Here is a 22,355-nt window from a genome sequence, read left to right on the forward strand (position 1 = left end):
GGGTGCGAGCCTTTCTACCCCTTTCGTTTAGCCCCCCCACCACGACAACACCCCACCAACAAGAGCAAAACCACCATCCCCCCCCCCCCCCCCCCCCCCCCCGCCCCACACCCGGGGTCAGGAGATGCCGACCGCCACCACGAGGCCCAGGCCGAGGTGCGCGGCCGCGACGACGATGCTCACCGGGGCGAAGTGCTCGCTCTCGATGGTCGACGCCACGTCGATGCGGGTCGCCCACTCCAGCAGCCGGACCGCGATCACCTGGACGATGATCCCGAGCAGGCCGTAGACGAGCGAGGTGATCAGGCCCTCGGTGAGGTCGCTGGCCGAGTTGAAGATCGCCACGACGACGATGAACGCCATCGAGAGCATCCCGGACGCGGTCACGATCACCGCGTTCGGCAGACCCTGCGTGACCAGCTTCGACAGCTTGCCCGGCGTGGTCCAGTCGATCGCGTAGAACCCGGCGAACATCAGCAGCAGGCCGATGACGCCGTAGAGCAGGATCGCGCCGATCCCCCGCACGAGGTCGGAGCCGAACGTGTCGGACAGCGCAAGGGTCGTGTTCACGAGTTGTCTCCCAGGAGGAAAGAGCTGATCAGCGACGGTGTTGTATCACGCTTCGGGGATGCGATGTGGGACAAATGCCGCACCGTCGTCGGTGACCAGGCCGCCGGTCTCGCGGATGCCCAGGCCCGCCGAGCTGTCGCCGACGATCCACGCGCCGAGCGCCGGCCGGTAGCCGTCGAACTCGGGCAGCGGGTCGAACGCCTGGTAGACGAACCCTTCGGCGCCGTAGACACCGTCGGTCTGGGTCTCGTAACCGGTGGCGACGATCTGCACGTTCGCGCCCTCGCGGCCCAGCTTCGGCTTCCGGACGTACTCGGTGAGGATGCCGGGGTCGTCGGCGAACGCGGGCAGCAGGTTCGGGTGCCCCGGGTAGTTCTCCCACAGGATCGCCAGCAGCGTCTTGTTGGAGAGGATCATCTTCCAGAGCGGCTCGATCCACAGCGTCCGCGGCAGCGACTCGACCGCGTTGCGGCCGAACTCCTCGTCGACCACCCACTCCCACGGGTACAGCTTCAGCACTGTCGCCATCTGCGCCTCTTCGAGGTCGACGAACCGCTTGAGCAGCGGGTCCCAGCCGATCTCCTCGATCGCCAGGCCCACCGTGTCGAGCCCGGCCTCGGCCGCGGTCTCCTGCAGGTACGCCGTGGTGACGTTGTCCTCGCCGGACGGGTCGGCCGCCGACCAGGTGAAGTGCAGCTCGTTCGACGGCAGCTTGTCCTGCAGGAACGCCCAGCGCTCGACGAGCTTCTCGTGGATCGAGTTCCACTGGTCGTCGTCCGGGAAGACGTCGGTCTTCCAGTGCCACTGGAGCAGCGACGCCTCCAGCAGGGTCGTCGGCGTGTCCGCGTTGTACTCGAGCAGCTTCGCCGGCGACTTGCCGTCGTAGCGCAGGTCGAACCGGCCGTAGACGTGCGGGTCCTGCCGCTTCCACGACTCCGCGATGTGCGGCCAGACCCACTCCGGGATGCCGAAGCGCTGGTAGCCCTCGGTCGTCACGACGTTGTCGACGGCTTCGAGGCACATCGAGTGCAGCAGTTCGACGTCGGCTTCGAGGGAGAGGACCTCGTCCATGTCGAAGACGTAGTGCACGGACTCGTCCCAGTAGGGCCGCATCCGCCCGCTCGCGTCGCGGGCCGGCGTGCCGTAGACGAGCCCCTGCTCCTCGACGATCCGCTGCCAGTCGCGCCGCGGCTCACGCCGGTCCCGGTACACCTACGATCCCCCGCTCTTGCCGCTGTCGCCGCCGGTGCTCCCGGTGCTGCCGCTCTTGCCGCTGATGCCGAAGCCGCCGCGCTGGACGGACTTGCCGGACTTCGTGTTGACGTTGGTCCGCGACGACGGCGCGTCGTACGAGCCGCCGGTCACGCGCTGCCCGATGACACCGGTGCCGCCGTAGTTGTACCGGTAGCTGTTGTAACCGCCGCCCGGGATCGGGAGGAACAGGAAGCCACCGCTGTGGTAGCCGCCGTGGCTGGTCACGTAGTTCTCGTCGCAGTTGTCGTCGTTCTGGATGACACCGTTGTTGTCGGTGCAGACGGCTGTGACGTCTCCCGCCGGCTTCGCGACGGCGTAGAACGTCGCGACGAGCCCGACGAGCCCGACCGTGACCCCGCTGCCGATCAGGATCTTGCGCCGGGTCGCCGCCTTCGCGTCGGCCTGGCGAGCCAGTTCGGCGTCCTGCTCCTCCTGCTTGAGGGCTTGCTGACGAGCCCGCTGCTCCGCAACCGACGGCTGGCGGGGCTGTGTGTTCGAGTCCTGGAATCTCATGGAACCGCGCTTCGGCGGTTCCGGGGGCGGCTGGTCCCCAGTGTTGTTGTCCTGCGTCATGTGCGCTCCGTAATCCCGGCCACCACGAAACCGTGACCCACCCTAACCACCCTAGGTCGCGCACGTCTCGCGCGGCGCGGGCATCATGGACTGCGATGTCTCCCAGCGCCGATCGGTTCCCCACCGCCACGCAGACGCTGCGCACCCGCGTCGTGATGGGCGGGATCTTCGCGGGCGCGTTGATCGCGCTCGCCCTCAGTGTCGTCTTCTCGTGGGGCGGTGACATCGCGGGCGGCGCCGGCGGTGGCGCCGGCAAGCTGTCCCCGGCGGCCCAGGAGGCCTTCCACTCGCCGCCCGGCAGCTGCCTGACCTGGGACAACCCGGACGCGAGTGACGCGCGCAAGGTCGACTGCGCCCAGCCGCACCTGTTCGAGGTGACCACGCTCGTCGACATCGGCGCCCAGTTCCCGGAGGGCGCGCCGGTGCCGTCGCTGGAGCAGTGGCAGCAGATCGCGCAGCAGAAGTGCACCGCGGACGTGAAGCCGTACCTCGGGCACGGCCTCGACCCGTACGGCAAGCTCACGACGAACCTGCTGCGCCCGACACCGTCCCAGTGGGACGACGGCGACCGCCAGCTGCGCTGTGGCCTGCAGTGGGCGGGCCCCGGCGGCAAGCTGCTGCCGACGACCGGGCCGGCGAAGGGGCAGGACCAGTCGCTGGTCTTCGAGCCGGGCACGTGCCTGGCGCTGCAGGGCAAGGGCGTCGGCGACCCGGTCGAGTGCACCAAGCCGCACTCCTACGAGATCATCGCGACCCTCGACCTCAAGACGAAGTTCAAGGACGCCTACCCGTCGCAGGAAGACCAGAAGAGCTGGCTCGACACCGAGTGCACCAAGCAGGCGGCGGACTACACGGGCGGGGCCGACCTGGACGCGAAGCACCTGATCCTGACCTGGGACCTGCGGGAGCAGGAGAGCTGGGACGCCGGTTCGACCAAGGTCAACTGCAAGGTCGCGGCGAAGCTGCCGGACAACAGCGGCCTGCAGGCGGTGACCGGCAGCGTCAAGGCCGCGCCCGCGGGTCCCGACGGCGGCCAGCCGGGTGACGGGCCCCCGGCCGACGGCCCGCCCTCGGACGGGGGCGGCGGTCCGGACGCGTCGAGCTCCGCGCCGCCGACGTCGAAGACGAGCGGCTGATGCCCGTCGAGATGAGCCGGGAGCGGTTCGAAGAGCTGGTCTCGGAGGCCCTGGACGAGGTGCCGCCGGAGTTCGCCAAGGCGATGGACAACGTCGTGGTGCTCGTCGAGGAGTTCAACGACGAGGCGCCGGACATCCTCGGGCTCTACCACGGGATCGCGCTGACCGAGCGGACGTCGTCCTACGGCGGGGTGCTGCCCGACCGGATCTCGATCTACCGGCAGCCGATCCTCTCGATGTGCGAAGACGAGGACGAGGTCGTCGAAGAGGTGCTGATCACGGTGGTGCACGAGCTGGGTCACCACTTCGGCATCGACGACGCCCGGCTCCACGAGCTCGGCTGGGGCTGACCCGCACCAGTAGTGACACTGTGACCACCATCGGGTGAACTCGCGCTTATCCTGTTACCCGAAGTCATGGGGTGGCTGCGATCAGTGCCGGGGGGCCCGATGGACGGTGCGCGAAGACTCAGGTGGCTGCTGACGTCGAGTGCCGCGTCCCATCTGGGTGACGGCGTCGGCAAGGTGGCCCTGCCCCTGCTCGCCACGACCCTGACGCGCGACCCCGTGCTCATCGCCGGGCTCTCCGCGACCCAGTTCCTCCCCTGGCTGCTGTTCGCCGCGGTGGCCGGCGCGCTGGTCGACCGGATCGACCGGCGGCGCGCGATGATCGTCGCGAACACCGCGCGGGCCGTCACGGTCGGCGCGCTCGCGGTGCTCGTCGCCGCCGGCGGGATGACGATCTGGCTGGTCTACCTCACCGCACTGGTCATCGGGACCGCCGAGACCATCGCCGACAGCGCGGCGAACGCCCTGATCCCGGCCGTGGTCGGGGACGGCTCGCTCGACGCGGCCAACAGCAAGCTGCAGGCGTGCGAGATCGTCGGCCAGACGTTCCTCGGCGGCCCGATCGGCAGCCTCACCTTCGCGGTCTTCGCGGCCTTCCCGTTCGTCCTCAACTCCGCGGGGTTCGCGATCGCGGCCGCGGTGCTGCTCGGGCTCACCGGCACCTACCGGGCGAAGGCCGAGGCGGCCGTCCGCCCGGCGAAGCTGCGCGCCGACCTGGCCGACGGCCTGCGCTGGCTGCGCGGGCACCGGCTGCTGCTGCGGCTGGTCGCGATCGCGGGCCTGCTCAGCCTGGTCAGCGAACTCGCCCAGGCGCAGCTGGTGCTCTACGCGCTCGAAGACCTCCACCTGTCCGAAGCGACCTTCGGGCTCTTCGCGTTCGTCGGCGGGATCGGCGGGCTGCTCGGCGCCGGTCTCGCGCCACGGCTGGTGCGCGCCGCCGGCCGGCGCGCGGTCGTCATCGGCGGCATCGTCGGCTGCGCCGCCGGGTTCGGCGGGATGGGCCTGGTGCGCTCGCCGGTCGCGAGCGCGGCGCTGTTCGGCCTCTTCGCGGCCGCCGTGGTCGCGGTGAACGTCGTGCTCGCGACCGCGCGGCACCGGCTGGTGCCCGGCGAGCTGCTCGGCCGGGTGCTCGGGGTGTGGCGGACGGTCGTCTGGGGCGCGATCCCGCTCGGCGCCCTGCTCGGCGGGGTGCTGACCGAGGCGCTCGGCACGGCGGCACGGACGTTCGCCGTGTCCGGCGTCGCGATGCTGGTGATCGCCGGCTTCGCGGCGGGTGCGTTGTGGCGGTCCTCGCTGGATGACGAATCGGACTCAGCCACGGCGCTCCTGCCCCGGAATCCGGGTTCATGAGCTGAAATGTCTCATCACCCAGGTGGTGGGAGGCGGCTTATGCGCACCGTGGACACCGGCACCGACGCCGATCCCGACTTCGACGAGCCTTCGGCCGAGACCGAGGAGGTCGCGGCGGGCCCACCGCCGTCGCGCCGGCTGCTCGTGCTGTCGGCGGTCGCCGGGTTCGTGCTGGGCGGCGGGGTGCTCGGCCTGCTCTGGGGCCTGTCCGGGGTGCACGCCGGCGCCCTCGACGACGCGCTCGCGGCGTGCCAGGCGCTCGACCGCGTCGGCGAGCTGCCCGACACGAGCCGGGACGCGCAGCCGTCGCTGACCCCCGGCCTCTCCGGGGAGCGGCTGCACCGGATGACGGCCGCGCGCGAGCTCGCCGCGGCGGCCGCCCAGGTGAACGCCACCTACCAGCCGCTGGCCGACCACATCGACGGCGTCAGCCGCATGGTGCTCAGCCTGCACTTCAACGACATCTCCGGGCAGCGGCACCTCGTCCAGGCGAAGGAGATCTGCGCCCGGATCTGATCAGGCGGGGTGGACCGTCTTCACCGCGAGCTGGTTGCCGGGGATCTTCGTGCTCGCGCAGGCGGTGCCGTCGGACGGCACGAAGTTCGACGCGGTCTCCTGCGGCAGGTAGATCCGCAGGCCCTTCACCGCCGTCGGCTGGCAGGTGCCCGAGTCGAAGTTCCGCACGTTGACGAACTGGATGTCCGCGATCGCCGACTGCCCCGGGTTCAGCTTCACCGCGTTGCCCTTGGTGCCCTCGCGGAAGGCGTCCTTGCCGACCTGGTGCCCGTCGGTGCCGGCCACGTACGAGACGCCGGGGAAGCCCTGGATCTCGCACGGCTTCGAGCTGCTGTTCTTGATGACCAGCGGCCGGTACACCGAGCCCGCGCCCGCGTCACCCTGGCCGAGCGACAGCGTGACGTCGCCGGCCTTGCAGAGCCCGTTGTCCACCGGCGCGGCCGTCGGCGACGGCGCCGGGGCCGAGCTGCTGGGGCTCGACGCGGCGGTGGTGGCCGTGGTCGAGCTCGGGGTCTCCGACGTCGTCGGGGTCGAACTGCTGGCGGCCGGCGTGGCTCCCCCACCGCAGGCGGACAGCGCCAAGACGCCCGCCGTGGCCGCTACGACCGGGAACAACCGTGAAAGCTGCATTCCACTCGCCTCCCTAGTTGGGTGCTCCTGGTCGGTAGACGTACCGGCCCCCGGATGGGTTGGCTCCCACCCGTTAATTACCCACGCACTCTATTTCCATGTGGTGCACTTCCGCGATCGCGCGAACACGTTCCGGTGACCGCTCAGAGCGGGGTGTCGGCCCAGCTCAGGCAGTGCCAGCGGCCGTCAGGGCGGGCGTCCAGCTCCACCAGGCCGGTGTTGGGGATCAGCGCGGCGTTCGCGATGTCCGCGTGGACGTTCGGCGCGAGCCACTCGCCGGCCAGCCGGATCGCGCCGCCGTGGCTGACCAGGACGATCACACCGTCCGGGTCGGCCTGCTCGTGCTTGGCCCGCAGCCCGGCGACGGCGTCGAGCATCCGGGTGCGGACGCTCGTGCCGCTCTCGCCGCCGGGCAGGGACGGCTCCAGGTCGCCGAGCGTCCACTTCCGGACGGTCTCCATGTAGACCCGGATCGAGCCGTGGTCGGTCGCGCCCTCCAGGTCACCGGCGACCACCTCGTGGACACCGTCGACGACCTGCACGTCGAGGGAGAACTGCGCGGCCAGCGGCGCCGCCGTCTGCTGGGCGCGGGTCGCCTGCGACGCGTAGACCGCGACCACCGGCTCGCCCGACAGCCGCCCCGCGAGCGCCGCGGCCTGCGACTGGCCGAGCTCGGTCAGCGGCGGCCCGGGCAGCGCCGTGTCGAGCGCTCCCCGGACGTTGCCGTCGGTCTGGCCGTGGCGGATGAGCAGCAGTTTCACGCCAGCTCCCCCTTGCGGACCGCGTCGGCCCAGGCGGCCGCCTCGGTGAACTCGTCGTTGCCGAAGCCCGGCTCGATCGTCGAGCGGGTTCCGTCCGCCCGCGGGTGCGAGCCGAGGAAACGCAGGTGGTGGCAGTGCCGGCGCAGCGCCGTGAGCGCGTCGTGGATCCGCGGCTCGGCCACGTGCCCCTCGAAGTCCATGAAGAAGCGGTACTCGCCGAAGTTGTTGCGCGTCGGCCGGGCGTCGAGACGGGTCAGGTTGATCCCGCGGTCGGCCAGCGCGGTGAGCAGCTCGGCGAGCGTGCCGGTGCGGTTCACCGCCGCGGCGACCACGGACGTCCGGTCGGCGCCGGTCGCGGCCGGCAGCGCACCCGGCTGCCGCACCAGCAGGAACCGCGTCGCGGCGTCGGAGACGTCGCCGACCTCGGTGGCCAGCACCTCGAGGTCGTAGTGCTCGATCGCGACGGGCGCGCAGACCGCGGCGTCGAACTCGCCCTCCAGCACGCCGACCGCGGCCGCCGACGTCGAGGAGGACGCGACCGCGTGGGCGCCCGGCAGGTTCGCCTCGACCCACTCGCGGACCTGAGCGAGCGCGTGCGGGTGACTGGCGACGGACTTGATCTCCCCGGCGCCGTGCCGCGTCAGCACGCTGAAGTGGATCGGCAGGATGGCCTCGGCCACGGCGACCAGCGGCGTCGACTCGCTGAGCGCGTCGAGCGTTGCCGGCACCACCCCTTCGACGGAGTTCTCGATCGGCACGCACGCGGCGTCCACCTCGCCCGTGCGGACGGCGGTCATCGCCAGCCGGACGGTCTCCAGCGGGACCAGCTCGTCGCCGTCGGCGAGGATCCGCGCGGCCTGTTCGGTGAAGGTCCCCTGGGGGCCGAAGTATGCGATCCGTGACACCGGCCCAGGCTACGGGGGTGGCGACTTTCACTCGGACAGCCGGTACGTGAACCGGTTACGCCGGGTGGCATTTTTTGCGATGCTTAAGCGCGTGACCGCCGACTCGGGCACGCACACCGGCCGTGAGGGCGCACACCCGCCGGTCTCCCCCCGCTCCCCGGAGCTGGTGCTGTGCGCCGTTGACGAACCACTCGCCACCGCCTGGACCGCCGCTGCCGAAAAGCTGGCCGGCCGGGTCCAGGTGCACCGCGGGTCGGTGCTCGACGTCGTCGCCCAGGCGGTGGTGAGCCCGGCCAACTCCTACGGCTGGATGCGCGGCGGCATCGACGCCGTCTACGCGCAGGCGTTCCCCGGTGTGGAGCAGAGCGTCCGGAGCGCCGTGCTGGCGTTTCACGGCGGCGAGCTCCCCATCGGCGAGGCCGTGATCGTCCCGACCGGCGAAGCCGAGCCGGCGTGGCTCATCAGCGCGCCGACGATGCGCGAGCCCGGCGAGCGGCTGCCCGCCGACACCGTGCACCCCTACCTCGCCGCCCGCGCGGTGTTCCTGAACTGGCGGGACGGCCGGCTCGACCACGGCCCGGTGCGCGAGTACGTCGACACGATCGCGATGCCGGGCCTCGGCACCGGGATCGGCGGGGTCGATCCCGCGACCTGCGCCCGCCAGGTCGCCGCGGCCTGGGACGAGGTCTTCGGCCGCCACCCTCGGTGATCACCCGAAGTTAGTGGGGTGGACTACATCACAGCGCGTTCACCGGCCGTAAGCCCTACCGTTAATCACGCAGGTGAACGTGCGCCAGTGCAGGCGACGGCCGGAGGAGTGTGCGATGACCCGGGTCCGCGAACTCAGCCCGTATGTCGAGCTGCACCGGGAACAATGGAAAGAACTGCGGAGTTCGACGCCGTTGCCGCTGACCGCGGCGGAGCTGCTGAAGCTGCGCGGTCTCGGTGAGCAGGTCGACCTCGCCGAGGTGGCCGACGTCTACCTCCCGCTGTCCCGCCTGATCAACCTGCAGGTCGCCGCGCGCCAGCGGCTCTACGAAGCCACCACGACGTTCCTCGGTGACGACTCCCGCGGCACGAAGGTCCCGTACGTGATCGGCATCGCCGGGAGCGTGGCGGTCGGCAAGTCGACCACCGCCCGCATCCTGCGCACGCTGCTCGCCCGCTGGCCGGACCACCCCCGCGTCGACCTGGTCACCACCGACGGCTTCCTCTACCCGCGCGCCGAGCTGATGCGGCGCGGGATCATGCACCGCAAGGGCTTCCCGGAGAGCTACGACCGCCGCGCGCTGCTGCGGTTCGTCACCGAGGTCAAGTCGGGCGCCGAGCGGGTCGCCGCGCCGGTGTACTCGCACCTGGCCTACGACATCCTGCCCGGCCAGGAGCAGGTCGTGCAGCAGCCGGACATCCTCATCGTCGAGGGCCTGAACGTGCTGCAGCCGGGCCCGCGGCTGATGGTGTCCGACCTCTTCGACTTCTCGCTCTACGTCGACGCGCACACCGACGACATCCAGCGCTGGTACGTCGAGCGGTTCCTGGAGCTGCGGCACACGGCGTTCGCGGACCCGGCGTCACACTTCCACCACTTCGCCGGCCTGCCGGACGACGAGGCCCGCGCCGAGGCGCGGCACCTGTGGCACTCGATCAACGAGCCGAACCTGATGGAGAACATCAAGCCGACCCGGCCGCGGGCGACGCTGGTGCTGCGCAAGGACGCCGACCACACGATCAACCGGGTCCGCCTGCGCAAGCTCTGACCGGTCGTGAGTGGTAATTCGGGTTAGAACCCCAATTACCACTCACGACGGGCCCGTCACCCACATGCGACTCATTCCCACGCTCGGCGAACGACCGGGCACGCATCGTGGTGCGCTCGCGACTCTCCGCGCCGGAACCCGGCCGATCGGCCGAGGTGCCGTAACCGGTTGGCCGATACCGGTGCGGGGGCGGGAAAGCGACCCTGAAGAAGACAGAAACACGGCTCTGAGCTGGGGAGGAGGCCCACGATGTTCACGATGATCCTCACGTGGGTCGGTGCGGTGCTCGGTCTGGCCTTGCTGATCGCGATGGCCGCCGGAACGTTCGTCGTCGACTTCGACGACCGGCTGCAGGAGCGCCGCCGCAAGGTGAAGCCCGCCGAGCCGGCGGGCCCCCTCCCCTGAGCGTCAGAGTCCGGTGAGCGCCTCGACGTAACCGTCGGCGTCGTATTCCAGCGTTTCCGAATCCAGCAGGCTGCCTTCCAGCGCGTCGATCAGCTGCTCGAAGATCTCGTCGCGGTCGAGCTCGCCCTCCTGCAGGCGCTGCACGGCCTGCCAGGCCTCGGCGGGCTCGTCGTCCCACAGCTGGTCGACGATCGTCGCGCGCAGCACCAGCCGCTGCTCTTCCTCGTCTTCGTCGGCTTCGGCGATGACGAGCGCGCGGCGCTGCTCGGGGTCGGTGGGGTCGAGGTCGACCTCTTCGTCCTCGATCTCGGTGGTCAGCGACGGCACGGCGAACATCCGGCGCTCCAGCGCGTCCGCCAACTCGGTGGGCGACAGCTCGCCGATGTCGCCGAAGTAGCGCTCCAGCGGGGAGTCGTCCTCGTCGGCGTACTCGCTCAGGTAGTCGGCGACGGCTTCGTCGAGCGCGGCGATCGCCGTCCCGGTCAGCCCGGCGCGCTCCGCCGTCCACTGCACCCAGGCCAGGACGACCGGCTCGACGGCGTCTTCGTACTCGGCGTCGAGCTCGTACTCCTCGCCGAGCAGGCCCTCGAGGAACCGCGCGAGCTTCTCCGGGCCGACGCGCAGCGGGCTCGCCGGGTCGGTGCGCACCCCGTGCTCCAGCAGCAGGCCGCCGATGGCGCGCGCGGCACCGGCGTCCTCCCCGCTCGCGGCGACGAACTGCTCGACGACGGCCGCCCGCTCGGTGTCGGACCATTCGGCGATCTCCGGGACGAGCGCGGGCTCCGGCAGCGCGCGGCTCCAGGTCAGCGCGACGGCGTGGAAGCGCGCGTAGTCCTCGCTGACGTCGGCCTCGTCGAGGTGGTCGGTCGCCGCGAGGCCGTCGGCGAGCAGGCGGTGCGCCTCGGCCGGCTCGACGGCTTCGAACAGCACGAGCTCGGGGTCCGCCTCGGCCTGGGCGCGCATCTCGGCGAGGACCTCACCGGGCTGCTCGATGACCACGAGGTCGCGCACCCGGCCGGTCTCGCTGAAGTCGAGCAGCGCGAGCAGGCCGTGCTGGACGTCGCCGTGGGAGAAGACGCAGAGCAGGGACGACTCGTCGCCGTAGACGTCCCCGGTCCGCCAGCACTCGCCGGCGGTGACCCGGCCCAGCCCGGGGGCCCAGTCGGGCGCGGGGATGCCGCGGCCGAGGACGACCTGCAGGCCGTCTTCGGCGGCCTTGCGCTCGACGTCGGTCTCGGCGACGACCTTGAGCGCAGCCAGCAGCGCGGCCGCGCCCGGCGTGATCTTGCGCTGCGCGAAGGCGATCAGCTCGAGACCGAGCGGCTCGTCGCCCGCTTCGAGGGGCACGTCGTGGAACTGGCCGAGGACTTCGGACGCGAGGAGCTCGACGTCGACCGGCGAGGGGTCGGCGCCCAGCGCCGAGAAGTCGTTCAGGACGTCCTTGAACAGACCGGTCACGCTGTGCGTGACCGGCTGCGGGTTCTTCTTGCGGGCGCGACTCACCGGGCTCATGGGCCCATGCTTTCACGCGGGCTTTCGGGGGTTCCGGGTGGCGGAGCCCCCGGCCCGGGGCGAAGCCCCGGATGTCCCAGAGCTGGTCGCGGTGGCCCTGGCGCGGGTCCCGCCGCGTGCTCGACGGGGAGGCGCCGAGCCGGACGGCGGAACAGGGCCACCGCGACGTAGCTGGCCAGAGCGGAAGACCGCCTTGGCGGGATCTCGATGAGCGGTGCACGTGCACACCGGCTCACCTCGGTCAACGAGGTGCGCGGGCGGGGGTTACGGGTTTCGGCATGGCGATTCGGGCGACGCGGATTTCCGTGATCAGCCGGGTTTTCCGGCGGTGGGTTTCCACCAGCCCGGCGAGGTAGGCGGTGAACTCCTCCGGGCTTTCCGCCCGCTTGTGCAAGGTGCGCAACAGCTTCAGCCGGCGCGCGGCTTCCTGGTAGGCCTGCGGGTCCTTGCGCTCGATGAGCTCCTCGACGTGCTCGCGGAAGACCGGGATCGTCTCGGCCGGGTGCTCGGCGGCGCGCTGTTCGGCCAGTTCGAGCTTCAGCTCCGGCGACGCCCCGAACCGCACGCAGGCGCGCCACGCTTCGTCGGGACGGCCGTCGTCGAGCAGGACGCGAGCCAGCTCGTCGGCGTGCGCGGCGCCCTCGGCGGCCAGCTCGCGCAGGCGGGCGAGCGCGGCCCGGCGCTGCGTCGTCCACTTCCCGTCGCCGGTCGCGGCTTCGCGCAACGCGGCGAACGTCTCGCGGTCCGGGTGCGCGTCGAAGTCCTTGCGACGGCGGGAGGTTTCGTCGTCGGGTTCCGGGGGCTTCGGGTTCTTGTCGTGGGTGAGCGCGCGGGCGGCGTGCGCGATGGCCTCGCTGTGGCGGCCCGCGGCGCGCAGCACCCGGACGATCTTCAGGCTGACGTCGCGCCGCGGTGGTTTCGCCGAGAGGATCGCGACCAGCTCGTCGACGTCGCCGAGCACCTCGGCCAGCTGCTCGCGCAGCCGTTCGGCCACGTCACGCCGGTGCCCGGACCCGCTCGCGGTGAGCACGTCGTCCACAGTGGACTTGATCCGGTGGAGCCCGGGCTCGCCCAGCGCCGTCGCGAACTCGGCGAGGTCGATGACCGGCCGGCCGGGGCCGTCGAACTCCACCTCGAGGATCCAGTCGGCGAGCTTCTCCGGGTCCGGCGGCCGGGCGGCGCACGCGCGGGCGTACAGCTCCACGGCGCGTTCGAGCCGGTCGCCGAGGTCGCCGGTGTGGTCGCCGGACTGCTCGAGCACCTCGCTGACGTCGTCGACCGTGCGACGGGCGAGCGGGGCCAGGTCGGCGGGGCTGCCGGCGTCGAGCAGCCGCTGCAGCGTGTCGAGCACGGCGCCGATCTTCGCGGTGTACTCGACGTTCCCGTCGGTCACCGCGGTGTCCAGCAGCCGGTGCGCCTCGCTGACGTCACCGGATTGGGTGGCCGCGCGCAGTTCGAGCGAATGCCGTAGCTCAGGGTCACGCTCGGCGTGGGCGTGCAGCAGGTCCGCCAGCGTCTCCGCGTCCAAAGTGCGCAGGTAGGGGCGAAGATCCGAGGGGGGACTCACGCGGACCAGTCTGCCCGACCGCGACGGCGTGGCGGGTGGGCCAACCGCGTGCTCTTTTCGGAGTAGTTCATGACTCTCCGTCATGGGCTCAGAACCGCCGCAAGTCGTCGAGCACGGCTTTCAGCGGCCACGGCTCGGGGGTACGCGGCCGTCGTGACCGAGCGTGGCGGGGTCGCGGGATGGCCGGGTGGACCGTCGGCACCATGATCGGGACGACCGGCACCGGCACCCGCGCGACCAGCCGCCGCACGACGACCAGCAGGAGCACGGCGAACAACAGCAGCGCGGTGCCCGCGGCGAGCGCGCCGGCCAGCGTGCGGCGGCCGTCGTCGAGGGTGAGCTGCACGGCGTACTGGCTCTGCTGCGAGTACAGCCGCCCGAGCTGGTCGGAGACGCTGGAGGCGGCGCTGCGCCAGGTGGACTCGGGCACGGGCAGCGGTTCGTCGGTGGCGAACGCGTCCTCGGCGGCGGCCAGCCTGCTCCAGTCGGCGCTGCGGGTGAGCGCCTCGTACGCCATTCGGCCGCTCTCGGTCAGCTGCGGCGCGACGCGGGCGAGGTCCGCGCGGTAGGCGGCCACGGCCGCGGCGAACGGCCGCCGCGTCACCCCGTCGATCCCCGCCAGAGCGAGGGAATCGGAGCGATCCAGCCCTTCGGCGGCGGAAAGCAGCTCGACGGCGGTTGTCTGCTGGTAGCCGGATTCCGCGTTCGGCGCGCGGCGCGCGTAGTCGCGCAGCCCGGCGATCGCGCCGTCGATCCGCTGGGTGAAATTCGCGTACGCCCCGGTCCGGTGGTCGGGCGCGGCCATCGCGTCACTGCGCTGGGCCTGCAACACGACGACGGCGCGGGCCGTCCGGTCCGCGGCGCCCGCCGTCTCCATGGCCAGGTCGCTGGTCCGAACCGCTTGCTGCACCAGGAAGAACGCGATCACCAGGGCCACGACGACCAGCCCACCGCCGGGGATGAGCGCGATGCACAGCATGCGTCCGCGGACGGATCGCAGGTACTTCAAGACGGTCCTTCCCGTGCCCTGGGCCCCGCTGTCATCCCGACGGACGTCAACCTATTGAGTGAGAGATTCACCGGTCAACGGCAGTCCGCCATACGGCCGTTAGCGGTCCGTGACCGCCGGGGACAATCGGCCCGTGACCTTCGACGACGTGACCCAGCGCCTCCGCGGCTTCGCGGCCGCCCGAGCCTGGGAGCCGTTCCACACCCCGAAGAACCTCGTGATGGCCCTGTCCGGCGAGGTCGGCGAGCTGACCTCGCTGTTCCAGTGGCTGACGCCGGAGGAATCGGACGCGTGGCGCACGGACCCGGCGCTGGAGGCGAACGTGCTCGACGAGATCGCGGACGTCACGCTGTACCTGCTCCAGCTGGCCGACCGCCTCGGCGTCGACCTGGCGGAGGCGGCGCACGCGAAGATCGACCGCAACGAGGTCCGCTTCCCGCCGCCGTCCTGAGTCAGAGCTGCGCCAGCAACGGCGGCGGAGTGCTCGCGACGGGCGCGTCCGGGTCGGCGAGCCACCCGCCGGCGCCGTCGGGCCGCAGCATCGACCAGATCCCGAACTCGTCGAGCGACAACCGCGCGATTTCCCGCTCCCCGGCGCCGCCCGCCGATTCGACGATGACCACGGCGCGCTCCAGCACGCGGCACCCGACGGAACCGCGCTGGGCACACCACCGCTCGATCTGCCGCATCGCGAATTCGGGGATCGCCGCCATACCGACCAGTGAACCGGAAAGCCTCAGCCCGCCCGCAGGTGGGCGAGCACGGCGGCGTAGGTGGCCTCGGGCGCGAGCCCGTCGGTGGGCACGACGGCACACCGCGGCCGCTGCGGCAGGTAGGCGGTGAGCTGGTCGTGGATCCGCTCGACGATGGCGGTGCCGCCGCGGCCTCGGACGACGTCGTCGACGCCTTTGGTCACCTCGTCCCCGGCCGCGGCCCGCGCGGCGAACCGCCCGAGCGCGACCGGCTTGGCCGCGGTCAGCAGGATTTCCCGGTACTCGGCCCCGCATCCCGCGGCCGCGGCTTCGAACGCCTCGATGTCGACAACGCGGGTGGCGAGCTGCGGCATCACGACGTCGTGGCCGGTGCGCAGGTGCGTCTCGGCCATGGCGAGCGTGAGCAGCTGCGCGGCCTTGAAGGTCTCGAAGAAGGTCTCCTGCCAGCCGCCGATGAGGCAGACGACCCGGTCGGTGTCGAGGTTGAGCACGCCGGGATGCCGCTCGGCGTAGGCCCGCGCGATCGTCGACTTCCCGATCCCGGACGGGCCGTTCAGGTGGATCAGTCGTGGCACCGGGCCGACGGTACCGAAACTCCGCTCACCGCGGCGCGGGCTCGGCGATCCACCAGCCGCCGAGCAGGGCGCCGACGCCGAAGACGCTCAGGAAGATCCCCGCGACCACCGGCGACCCGGCGAACATCGCGATCACGATGAAGAACATCAGCACGAGCCCGACACCCATGAGCACCCGCCCGCCGAGGACCCGCGCCGAACGAGCCGGCGCCGGCGCCGGCGGGTGGCGGCTCGAAGCCGAGCGCGACCGGTGCGGTGTGGACGTCCAGCACCGTCGCGCCCAGCTCGGCGGCCCGGGCCAGCCGGGGCTCGTTGGGCGGCACGGTCGGGTCGGCCACCAGGTGCGTGACGCTCCCGGTCAGCTTCTTCGCCAGCTGGACGCCCTCGGCGAGCACCCGCGCCCGCAGCCGGTCGGCCGCGACGCTGGTGCCGAGCACCAGCACCCGTGTCGGTTTCCCGCCGTCGGTGGGCCGCACGTCGACACCGGTGACGCCGAGCGCGGTCGCCACCTGACGCAGCTCGCGCGCCTCCGCGGCGGTCACCACGCCGTCCCGTTCCGCGATCTCGCGCAGGGCGCCGGCGAACCGCTCGTGCGTCGCACGCACGCGGTCGTCCGGCCAGCCCGCCTCGGTCGCCAGCGTGGCCAGCGCCGCCACCTCGTCCGCGGAAACGTGCTGGTCGGCGACCACTCCGGCGAGCAGGTCGAGGTACGCGTCCGCGTCCGGACCGGCCACCACCCGCTCGACGGCCTCGGCCATCCAGCTCGGCTCGGCGACGGGCGTGTCCGCCCGCGGCCGCAACGGGCCGACGGCGAACTGCGGCAGCGCCGGGAGCACCGGCGCGGCCGCGAACGTGAAGCCGTGGCGGCCGAAGAGGCTCACGACCAGCTGCGCGACGGTTCGCGCGCCGGACAGCGCCGGCCGCTCGGGCCGGGCCGCGACACCGAAGGCGTGCGCCACCGTCGCGAGCCGGTAGTTGGGCAGCCGGACGGCGGTCCGCGCGGCGTCCACGGTGCTGACCCCCGGCAGCACCGGCACCCGCGCGCCGATCCGCGCGACTTCCCGGTCCAGGAACGCCGTGACGAACCGCAGGTCGTGCGCCACGACCACACTGCCGCGGCAGAAGTTCAGCAGAGCGCTCAGCGCGGCGCCGAACGACGGCGCGCCGTCGAGATCTTCACGCGTGAGGCCGTGCACGACGGCCGGCCCGGGCGAGACGCCGGGCCCGGGGTCCACGAGCGTCGACAGCTCGCCGGCGACCACGCCGTCGGGCCGGACCCGCACCGCGGCCAGCTCGACGACGTGCCCGGGCCGCAGCCCGGTCGTCCGGATGTCCAGTGCGGTGAAGTCGACGCCTCGCGCGGGGTGGCCGCCGGCGCCGAGCAGCGGGAGGGATTCGATCACGCCCCGCTGGTCGTTCGCGACCGGTTCCTTGTGACACCTTTTCGGCGGGGAACGGTTGTTCGTGACGTGATCGTGACGGTGACAATCCGCCGGATAACAACTGGTGGTCCATCACCGGCGGCCGCGTAACAACGGTGGTGGATTTCGCGAGTACACCGTCGGCACGTCTGTCGAGGAACGAGGAATCCCGGGATGAAACGCTTTCCCAGCTGGCTGAAGATCGTCTTGGCGGCCTTCGCCGTCCTGTTCGTGCTCGGCGCTGTTTTCGGTGAGGCGCCGGAGCCGAAGCCGGTGGCGGCGGCCGCGCCTGCGTCCTCGACACCGCCGCCGACCAGCACGTCCGCCACGCCGACCCCGGTGGTCGTGACCTACACGGTCGCGACCGTGACCGACGGCGCGACCGTCGTCGTGAACGGCAGCGACGGCACCACCAGAACAGTGCACGTCCTCGGTCTCACGGCACCGGCCGGCTCCGGGTGCTACTGGACGGAATCGCAGAGCTGGGCCCTCACGACCCTTTCCGGCAAAGCCGTGACGCTCGGCGCGGAAACGGCGCAGGGCATCACGGTGACCCTCGCCGACGGCCAGGATTACGCGGCTCTCGCGCTGCAAAAGGGTTATCTCAAGTACGCCACGACCGCTGCTTCGCCCGCGCTCGAAGCCGCCGAAAACGTCGCGAAGCAAGCGGTCAGCGGACTCTGGGGCCCGCCGTGCAACGGGACCATCAACGCCCCCGCGCCGACTTCGGCCCCGGCGCCCGCACCGACTCCGGCGGCCCCGGCCACGAAGGCGGCCCCGAAGCCCCCGCCCGTCATCGTCGAGACCACTGAGCCCGCGCCGGAGCCCGACACCTCCGCCGCGTACTACAAGAACTGCACCGCCGCGAAGGCCGCCGGCGCCGCGCCGCTGCACCGCGGTGAGCCCGGCTACCGGCCCGCGCTCGACCGCGACGGTGACGGCGTGGCCTGCGAGACGTGATCTAGCCTGGACGGATGACCACCGCCGACGAACTGCTCGGCAGGCTCGCGGGCCTCGACCGGGCCGGGCTGGCGAAAGTGCTGGCCCACCGGCCGGACGTGCTCCAGGACCCGTGGCCGCGCCGGCTCGACGTCGTCGCGGCGCGGCTGGCCGAGCCCGAGTCCGTGGACGAAGCCCTGCTCGGGTTGCCGCTGCCGCACATCCAGGTCCTGCGCGCCTTCCAGGTCTGCCACGCGATCGGGCCGGCGTCCGTCGCCGGCGCCGCCCGGTTGCTCGGCGCCGGTCCCGGCACCGTCGAGTCCTTTGTGGACGATCTAGCCGAGCGGGCGCTGGTGTGGGTCGACGACTCAGGCGACGTCGTCCTGCCGGATCTGCTGCAGCGCACCAGCTTCCAGGCCGAAGGGCTCGGCCCGCCGCTGGCCGACCTGCTCGAGGAGCTCGGCCGGGCCCGGATCGGGCAGCTGTCGCGGGCCCTCGGCCTGCCGGACGGCCGCGCGGAGCTCCTCCGGTTCTTCCGCGACGGCGACCGCGTCCGCGAGCTGTTCGCCACGGCGCCGGAGGCGACGCGGAAACTGTTGCGGGACATGGCCGGCGGCGTCCCCGAGGTCGAGGGGATGACGCCGTTCGACGGCACCGGGACCTGGGCGTTCGACCACGGCTTCCTCTTCGGCACCTACTACGGCAGCACGGCGATGCCGCTCGAGGTGGCGCTGGCGCTGCGTGGCCCGGACCACCAGCTGCCCTTCACGCCCGACGAGCCGCAGTGTCCCGTCACGCAAAGCGGCGCCGACGCGGTCGAAGCCCTCTCGTCGGCCGCCGCGCTGCGGTTGCTCGACCGCGTCTCGGCGATCCTCGACCTGGCCGCCGCGGAGCCGTTGCCGCTGCTCAAGGACGGCACGATCGGGACCCGGCTGGTCAAGAAGCTCGCCAAGGACACCGGCGGCACGCCGGGCGAGATCGAACTGGCCGTCGACCTCGCCGCGCAGGCCGGGCTGCTGGTAGCCGACGAGCCGCCGCCCCCGCGTCGCGGCCAGAAGGCGCCGCCCCCCACGCTCGCGCCGAACCCCGGCCTCGCCCGGCCCGCGCCCGCGTTGCTCTACCGGCTGCTGCTGAGCACCTGGTGGGAGCTGCCCACGTACGAGACCGACGTCATGACGCTGGTGCGCCGCGCCGTCGTGCGGCTGCTGGCGCGGCTCGAACCGGGCGGCGCGATCACCGACGTCGGCGAGCTCACCCGGCTCGCCCGGTGGCACGCGCCGATGCTGCCGACCGAAGACTTCGCCGGGCACATCGAAGACGCCGTGGCCGACGCCGAGCTCCTCGGGGTCGTCGCACACGGCGCCGTCACCGCGGCCGGCCGCGCCCTGCTCTCGGAAGAGCGGTTCGTCGAGGTCACCGACGAGCTGGTGGCCCGCGCGCGGACGACGGCGTTGTTCGGCACCGACCTGACCGCGATCGTCCCCGGCTCCCCCGACGCGCGGCTCGCGGCGCTGCTGGACCGCGTCGCCGACCGCGAGGCCCAGGGCGCCGCGACCAGCTGGCGGTTCGCGCCGTCGACCGTCCGGCGCGCGTTCGACCAGGGCGCGACGGCCGCCGAGCTGCTCGACGAGCTGGCCGCGATCGCCACCGGCGAGCTGCCGCAGCCGCTGGTGTACCTGGTCAACGACGTCGCGCGGCGGCACGGTGAGGCGCAGGTCCTCGACGTCGCGAGTGTCGTGGTCGGCGAACCCGCGGTGCTCGCCGAGCTGGCTGCGCACCGCAAGCTCGGCAAACTCGGTTTGCGCGCGGTGGCGCCGACCGTGCTGACGTCCACTGTGGACGCATCCGGCACGCTCGAGGCGTTGCGCGAAGCCGGTTACGCGCCGACGCGGCACGCGGCCGACGGCAGCATCGTGCTCCCCGCGCGGGAGCAGGCCGAGCCCGAGGTCGTCGTCCGCGACGCCGAGCCCGGCGACGGGCCGCCCGATCCCCTCGACCACGCCGACCGGCTGCTGGCGGCCCCGGCGATCGGCCCGGGCCTGCTGCGCGGGCAGCTCGCGCGGGTGTTGAGCGACCGGTACGCGGGCCGGCTCACCCCCGCCCAGCAGCAGCTGTGCCGGCAGCTCGAAGCCGGGCTCCCGGCGGAAGTCGGCTACCGTGCGGACGGCGGCGAAGCGACGCGGCTGGTGATCGCGCACCCGGAGCTCGACGGCGACGTCCTGGACGTCTGGTCGCTCGGCGACCGCGCGTACCGCCGGCTGGCGGTGGCGCGGATCGACCTCACTCAGGCTTCGACGGCGGTGAGCCGCGCGTAGACCACGACGTTGTCGAGGTAGTTGCCGCTCGACCGGTCGAACTCCCCGCCGCAGGTGATGAGCCGCAGCTCGGGGTCGGCCGTGTCGCCGTACACCTGCTCCGTCGGGAAACCGGCCTTCGCGTAGCGGTCGACGCGGTAGACGGTGAAGACCGTCATCCGGCCGTCCGCTCGGCCGACGCGGACCTCTTCGCCGTCGTGCAGCTCCTTCAGCCGGGAGAAGGCGCCGGGCACGTGTTTGTAGTCGACGTGCGCGGCCAGCACCGCCGGCCCGACCTCGCCGGGCGACGGCGCGCCGGTGAACCAGCCGACCGTCTTGGCGTCACCGGGGACTTCGAGCTCCCCTTGCGGGGTCAGGCCGAGGTCCTTGATGCCCTGGGCCGCGACGCCGATGGCCGGGATGGTCAGGGACGCGGGTTTCGCAGCCGGCAGCCCGGTTTGCGTCGCGACGGCCGACGGTGGGCCAGTGACCGGTACGGGCTCCGGCAGGCGCGCTGCCGGCGCCGAGAACGCGAAGATGAGGGCGACGACCACGACCGCGCCGAGCGCGGCGGCGACCGCCGTGACCGCGGGCCACAGGCGCGGATGCCTCAACTCGGCCGCCGGCGCAGGTAGAGCACCATCCCGCCGGACGCCGCCGCGGCGAGCAGGGTGCCGCTGAGCACGAGGAAGGTGGGCGCGCCTTCGTCGGGCTCACCGCCACCGGTGGCGACGCCGCCGACCGGCTTGACCTTGACCTGGCCGCCGGTGGTGGCGGGCTTCTTGGTGGCGGTCGACTTCGGGACCGTGTGGGTCTTCGTGGTCGTCGACGGCTTTTCGGAGGTCGCGGTCGTGCTCTGCTGGCCGCGGTGCGGGAGCTTCTCGCAGGCGATTCCGTCTTTGTCGTCGTCCAGGTGGTTGGGGTCGCCCGGCGTTGCGTCGAGGACGGCCTGAGCCTCTTCCTGGTAGGTGAAGTCCGAGCAGTTCTTGTCCCCGGCCGGGGCGGCGGAGGCGAAGGGGACGGGGCCGAGGAGAGCGAGCCCGGCAACGGCGGCAGCCGTCGTCAGGGCGCGACGAAACAAGGACACCGGAAGTCCTTTCGAGGGAAGAATCGGGGATGAACGCGGCGGTTGGTGCCGCGATTGCGTGGTTACTATCGTGACGCCGTCAAGGCTGTTACGGACTATTCCGGAATTTCGGAAATGCCAGCGCCCAACGAAAAACGGGCCGTTTCGTGATTCTTCCCCAGTGGCCGTTGACCTGCGGAATCAGCGCCGGAAATACGTACCGGTGAGAATGTTACGGGTCCGCGGTCACACGTTGGGGTACTACCCCGTAACCTCGGGGTATGCCGATCCAGGTGCTGCTCGTCGACGACCACGAGGTGGTCCGCCGCGGACTTCGCGACCTTCTCGGCGACGAGCCGGACATCGAGGTCGTCGCCGAAGCCAGCAGCGTCGAAGAGGCGCTCGCGGTGGCGATGCACGTCGAGCCGGAGGTCGCGGTGGTGGACGTCCGCCTCGGCGACGGCGACGGCGTCACGCTCTGCCGTGAGCTGCGGTCCAAGCCGAACCCGCCGGCCTGCCTGATGCTCACCGCGTTCGACGACGAGGAGGCGATGGTCGGCGCGATCATGGCCGGCGCCGCGGGTTACCTGCTGAAACAGGTGCGCGGGCAGGACGTCGTGAACGCGGTCCGCGAGGTCGCGGCCGGCCGGTCGCTGCTCGACCCGGTGAGCACCGCGCGGGTGCTGGACAAGATGCGGCACCCGCCGACGGACGAGCTGGCGACGCTGACCGAGCGCGAGCGCGACGTGCTGGAGCTGATCGGCCAGGGCCTGTCGAACCGCGAGATCGCCGAGCGGCTGTTCCTCGCCGAGAAGACGGTCAAGAACTACGTCACGTCGGTGCTGGCGAAGCTCGGCATGCAGCGCCGCACGCAGGCCGCCGCGTGGATCGCGCGCCGGGAGAAGTGACTCCGCGCGACGATCACGTCCGCAAGCCGCCGTTCGCTGCGTCCTTTTCAGCCGTCGTCACGGACCGCCATCTCGATCACCGGTAAACCGAGGCTAGATTCACTCGAACGTGAGTCGAATATATGTTCGACAATTCGGTAAGATCCT

At 72.0% G+C, this 22,355-nt stretch carries 25 protein-coding genes; 11 read left to right on the top strand and 14 right to left on the bottom strand.

Going from position 1 to position 22,355, the window contains the following annotated elements; all coding sequences use genetic code 11:
• Window positions 1-117 precede the first annotated feature (117 nt).
• From ACZ63E_RS40890 to ACZ63E_RS40900, 3 genes are read right to left on the bottom strand one after another with little or no spacing between them, the layout of a single operon-like run.
• Window positions 118-570, bottom strand: a complete 453-nt coding sequence (locus tag ACZ63E_RS40890) for a DUF350 domain-containing protein (RefSeq protein WP_465341694.1) — start codon at window positions 568-570, stop codon at window positions 118-120.
• A 45-nt stretch (window positions 571-615) separates the two neighbouring features.
• The gene (locus ACZ63E_RS40895) at window positions 616-1,782 is read right to left on the bottom strand and encodes a glutathionylspermidine synthase family protein (RefSeq protein ID WP_465341695.1); all 1,167 of its coding nucleotides are present in this window, start codon (window positions 1,780-1,782) and stop codon (window positions 616-618) included.
• Window positions 1,783-2,337, bottom strand: a complete 555-nt coding sequence (locus tag ACZ63E_RS40900) for a hypothetical protein (protein WP_465341696.1) — start codon at window positions 2,335-2,337, stop codon at window positions 1,783-1,785.
• Between the two features lie 155 nt (window positions 2,338-2,492).
• Between ACZ63E_RS40900 and ACZ63E_RS40905 the strand changes: the two genes are divergently transcribed.
• From ACZ63E_RS40905 to ACZ63E_RS40920, 4 genes are all read left to right on the top strand, one after another.
• The gene (locus ACZ63E_RS40905; RefSeq protein ID WP_465341697.1) at window positions 2,493-3,533 is read left to right on the top strand and encodes a septum formation family protein; all 1,041 of its coding nucleotides are present in this window, start codon (window positions 2,493-2,495) and stop codon (window positions 3,531-3,533) included.
• The gene (locus ACZ63E_RS40910) at window positions 3,533-3,883 is read left to right on the top strand and encodes a metallopeptidase family protein (RefSeq protein ID WP_125305989.1); all 351 of its coding nucleotides are present in this window, start codon (window positions 3,533-3,535) and stop codon (window positions 3,881-3,883) included. Before ACZ63E_RS40905 ends, ACZ63E_RS40910 begins: the two co-directional genes overlap by 1 nt.
• A gap of 99 nt (window positions 3,884-3,982) precedes the next feature.
• Window positions 3,983-5,230, top strand: coding sequence for an MFS transporter (locus ACZ63E_RS40915; RefSeq protein ID WP_465341698.1), 1,248 nt, complete (start codon window positions 3,983-3,985; stop codon window positions 5,228-5,230).
• Window positions 5,231-5,269: 39 nt separating this feature from the next.
• Window positions 5,270-5,746, top strand: coding sequence for a hypothetical protein (locus ACZ63E_RS40920; protein WP_465341699.1), 477 nt, complete (start codon window positions 5,270-5,272; stop codon window positions 5,744-5,746).
• Here the strand turns inward: ACZ63E_RS40920 and ACZ63E_RS40925 are convergent, their stop codons facing one another.
• The 3 genes from ACZ63E_RS40925 to pheA form a co-directional block, all read right to left on the bottom strand.
• Window positions 5,747-6,376 carry a DUF4232 domain-containing protein gene (locus ACZ63E_RS40925; protein ID WP_465341700.1) on the bottom strand — a complete coding sequence of 210 codons (630 nt, stop codon included), beginning with the start codon at window positions 6,374-6,376 and terminating at the stop codon, window positions 5,747-5,749. It lies immediately after the preceding gene.
• Window positions 6,377-6,519: 143 nt separating this feature from the next.
• Window positions 6,520-7,137 carry a histidine phosphatase family protein gene (locus ACZ63E_RS40930; RefSeq protein WP_465341701.1) on the bottom strand — a complete coding sequence of 206 codons (618 nt, stop codon included), beginning with the start codon at window positions 7,135-7,137 and terminating at the stop codon, window positions 6,520-6,522.
• Window positions 7,134-8,042: a prephenate dehydratase gene (pheA, locus tag ACZ63E_RS40935; protein WP_465313975.1), complete on the bottom strand. Its 909-nt coding sequence runs from the start codon at window positions 8,040-8,042 to the stop codon at window positions 7,134-7,136. The genes ACZ63E_RS40930 and pheA overlap by 4 nt, the downstream gene beginning before the upstream one ends.
• Before the next feature lie 91 nt (window positions 8,043-8,133).
• Here pheA and ACZ63E_RS40940 point away from each other — a divergent pair, with 91 nt between their 5' ends.
• The 3 genes from ACZ63E_RS40940 (at window position 8,134) to ACZ63E_RS40950 (ending at window position 10,204) form a co-directional block, all read left to right on the top strand.
• On the top strand, window positions 8,134-8,751 hold the full coding sequence (locus ACZ63E_RS40940; protein WP_465341702.1) for a macro domain-containing protein: 618 nt from the start codon (window positions 8,134-8,136) through the stop codon (window positions 8,749-8,751).
• Window positions 8,752-8,866: 115 nt separating this feature from the next.
• The gene (coaA, locus tag ACZ63E_RS40945; protein WP_465313973.1) at window positions 8,867-9,799 is read left to right on the top strand and encodes a type I pantothenate kinase; all 933 of its coding nucleotides are present in this window, start codon (window positions 8,867-8,869) and stop codon (window positions 9,797-9,799) included.
• Window positions 9,800-10,048: 249 nt separating this feature from the next.
• Complete coding sequence (locus ACZ63E_RS40950) at window positions 10,049-10,204, top strand: hypothetical protein (protein WP_465313972.1); 156 nt, start codon at window positions 10,049-10,051, stop codon at window positions 10,202-10,204.
• A 3-nt stretch (window positions 10,205-10,207) separates the two neighbouring features.
• Here ACZ63E_RS40950 and ACZ63E_RS40955 read toward each other — a convergent pair whose 3' ends face one another.
• The 3 genes from ACZ63E_RS40955 to ACZ63E_RS40965 all read right to left on the bottom strand — a co-directional run bounded on the left by ACZ63E_RS40955 (window position 10,208) and on the right by ACZ63E_RS40965 (window position 14,292).
• On the bottom strand, window positions 10,208-11,716 hold the full coding sequence (locus ACZ63E_RS40955; RefSeq protein WP_465341703.1) for a hypothetical protein: 1,509 nt from the start codon (window positions 11,714-11,716) through the stop codon (window positions 10,208-10,210).
• Between the two features lie 241 nt (window positions 11,717-11,957).
• Entirely contained in the window at window positions 11,958-13,283 is a 1,326-nt protein-coding gene (locus ACZ63E_RS40960; RefSeq protein ID WP_465341704.1) for a hypothetical protein, read from the bottom strand.
• A gap of 88 nt (window positions 13,284-13,371) precedes the next feature.
• On the bottom strand, window positions 13,372-14,292 hold the full coding sequence (locus ACZ63E_RS40965; RefSeq protein ID WP_465341705.1) for a nitrate- and nitrite sensing domain-containing protein: 921 nt from the start codon (window positions 14,290-14,292) through the stop codon (window positions 13,372-13,374).
• A 133-nt stretch (window positions 14,293-14,425) separates the two neighbouring features.
• Here ACZ63E_RS40965 and ACZ63E_RS40970 point away from each other — a divergent pair, with 133 nt between their 5' ends.
• A complete protein-coding gene (locus ACZ63E_RS40970) occupies window positions 14,426-14,743 on the top strand; it encodes a nucleotide pyrophosphohydrolase (protein WP_465341706.1) in 318 nt (105 codons plus the stop codon).
• A gap of 1 nt (window position 14,744) precedes the next feature.
• On the opposite strand, the gene ACZ63E_RS40975 is transcribed toward ACZ63E_RS40970, so the two are convergent.
• From ACZ63E_RS40975 to ACZ63E_RS40985, 3 genes are read right to left on the bottom strand one after another with little or no spacing between them, the layout of a single operon-like run.
• Complete coding sequence (locus tag ACZ63E_RS40975; RefSeq protein ID WP_465341707.1) at window positions 14,745-15,005, bottom strand: DUF3024 domain-containing protein; 261 nt, start codon at window positions 15,003-15,005, stop codon at window positions 14,745-14,747.
• Between the two features lie 23 nt (window positions 15,006-15,028).
• Entirely contained in the window at window positions 15,029-15,580 is a 552-nt protein-coding gene (locus ACZ63E_RS40980) for an AAA family ATPase (RefSeq protein ID WP_465341708.1), read from the bottom strand.
• Window positions 15,568-16,983 (bottom strand): 3'-5' exonuclease, encoded by a 1,416-nt coding sequence (locus ACZ63E_RS40985; RefSeq protein ID WP_465341709.1) that lies wholly within the window; start codon window positions 16,981-16,983, stop codon window positions 15,568-15,570. The genes ACZ63E_RS40980 and ACZ63E_RS40985 overlap by 13 nt, the downstream gene beginning before the upstream one ends.
• Before the next feature lie 192 nt (window positions 16,984-17,175).
• Between ACZ63E_RS40985 and ACZ63E_RS40990 the strand changes: the two genes are divergently transcribed.
• Complete coding sequence (locus tag ACZ63E_RS40990; protein ID WP_465341710.1) at window positions 17,176-17,961, top strand: thermonuclease family protein; 786 nt, start codon at window positions 17,176-17,178, stop codon at window positions 17,959-17,961.
• A 14-nt stretch (window positions 17,962-17,975) separates the two neighbouring features.
• Window positions 17,976-20,255, top strand: coding sequence for a helicase-associated domain-containing protein (locus ACZ63E_RS40995; RefSeq protein WP_465341711.1), 2,280 nt, complete (start codon window positions 17,976-17,978; stop codon window positions 20,253-20,255).
• Here the strand turns inward: ACZ63E_RS40995 and ACZ63E_RS41000 are convergent.
• Entirely contained in the window at window positions 20,225-20,848 is a 624-nt protein-coding gene (locus ACZ63E_RS41000) for a class F sortase (RefSeq protein WP_465341712.1), read from the bottom strand. The two genes, ACZ63E_RS40995 and ACZ63E_RS41000, sit on opposite strands and share 31 nt — an antisense overlap.
• Window positions 20,845-21,321, bottom strand: coding sequence for an excalibur calcium-binding domain-containing protein (locus tag ACZ63E_RS41005; RefSeq protein ID WP_465341713.1), 477 nt, complete (start codon window positions 21,319-21,321; stop codon window positions 20,845-20,847). The genes ACZ63E_RS41000 and ACZ63E_RS41005 overlap by 4 nt, the downstream gene beginning before the upstream one ends.
• Before the next feature lie 260 nt (window positions 21,322-21,581).
• On the opposite strand from ACZ63E_RS41005, the gene ACZ63E_RS41010 reads away from it, so the two are divergent.
• Complete coding sequence (locus ACZ63E_RS41010) at window positions 21,582-22,208, top strand: response regulator (protein ID WP_465306161.1); 627 nt, start codon at window positions 21,582-21,584, stop codon at window positions 22,206-22,208.
• The last annotated feature ends 147 nt before the right edge of the window (window positions 22,209-22,355 follow it).

The sequence above is a fragment of the Amycolatopsis sp. NPDC104819 genome (assembly GCF_055583145.1).

Bases quoted from the DNA above. Each gene is read 5' to 3' on its own strand.
- ACZ63E_RS40915 (WP_465341698.1), top strand. From the start codon at position 3,983: ATGGACGGTGCGCGAAGACTCAGGTGGCTGCTGACGTCGAGTGCCGCG.
- ACZ63E_RS40920 (WP_465341699.1), top strand. From the start codon at position 5,270: ATGCGCACCGTGGACACCGGCACCGACGCCGATCCCGACTTCGACGAG.
- ACZ63E_RS40905 (WP_465341697.1), top strand. From the start codon at position 2,493: ATGTCTCCCAGCGCCGATCGGTTCCCCACCGCCACGCAGACGCTGCGC.
- ACZ63E_RS40990 (WP_465341710.1), top strand. From the start codon at position 17,176: ATGAAACGCTTTCCCAGCTGGCTGAAGATCGTCTTGGCGGCCTTCGCC.
- ACZ63E_RS40910 (WP_125305989.1), top strand. From the start codon at position 3,533: ATGCCCGTCGAGATGAGCCGGGAGCGGTTCGAAGAGCTGGTCTCGGAG.
- ACZ63E_RS40975 (WP_465341707.1), bottom strand. From the start codon at position 15,005: ATGGCGGCGATCCCCGAATTCGCGATGCGGCAGATCGAGCGGTGGTGT.
- ACZ63E_RS40995 (WP_465341711.1), top strand. From the start codon at position 17,976: ATGACCACCGCCGACGAACTGCTCGGCAGGCTCGCGGGCCTCGACCGG.
- ACZ63E_RS40925 (WP_465341700.1), bottom strand. From the start codon at position 6,376: ATGCAGCTTTCACGGTTGTTCCCGGTCGTAGCGGCCACGGCGGGCGTC.
- ACZ63E_RS41010 (WP_465306161.1), top strand. From the start codon at position 21,582: ATGCCGATCCAGGTGCTGCTCGTCGACGACCACGAGGTGGTCCGCCGC.
- ACZ63E_RS40900 (WP_465341696.1), bottom strand. From the start codon at position 2,337: ATGAGATTCCAGGACTCGAACACACAGCCCCGCCAGCCGTCGGTTGCG.
- ACZ63E_RS40950 (WP_465313972.1), top strand. From the start codon at position 10,049: ATGTTCACGATGATCCTCACGTGGGTCGGTGCGGTGCTCGGTCTGGCC.
- coaA (WP_465313973.1), top strand. From the start codon at position 8,867: ATGACCCGGGTCCGCGAACTCAGCCCGTATGTCGAGCTGCACCGGGAA.
- ACZ63E_RS40955 (WP_465341703.1), bottom strand. From the start codon at position 11,716: ATGAGCCCGGTGAGTCGCGCCCGCAAGAAGAACCCGCAGCCGGTCACG.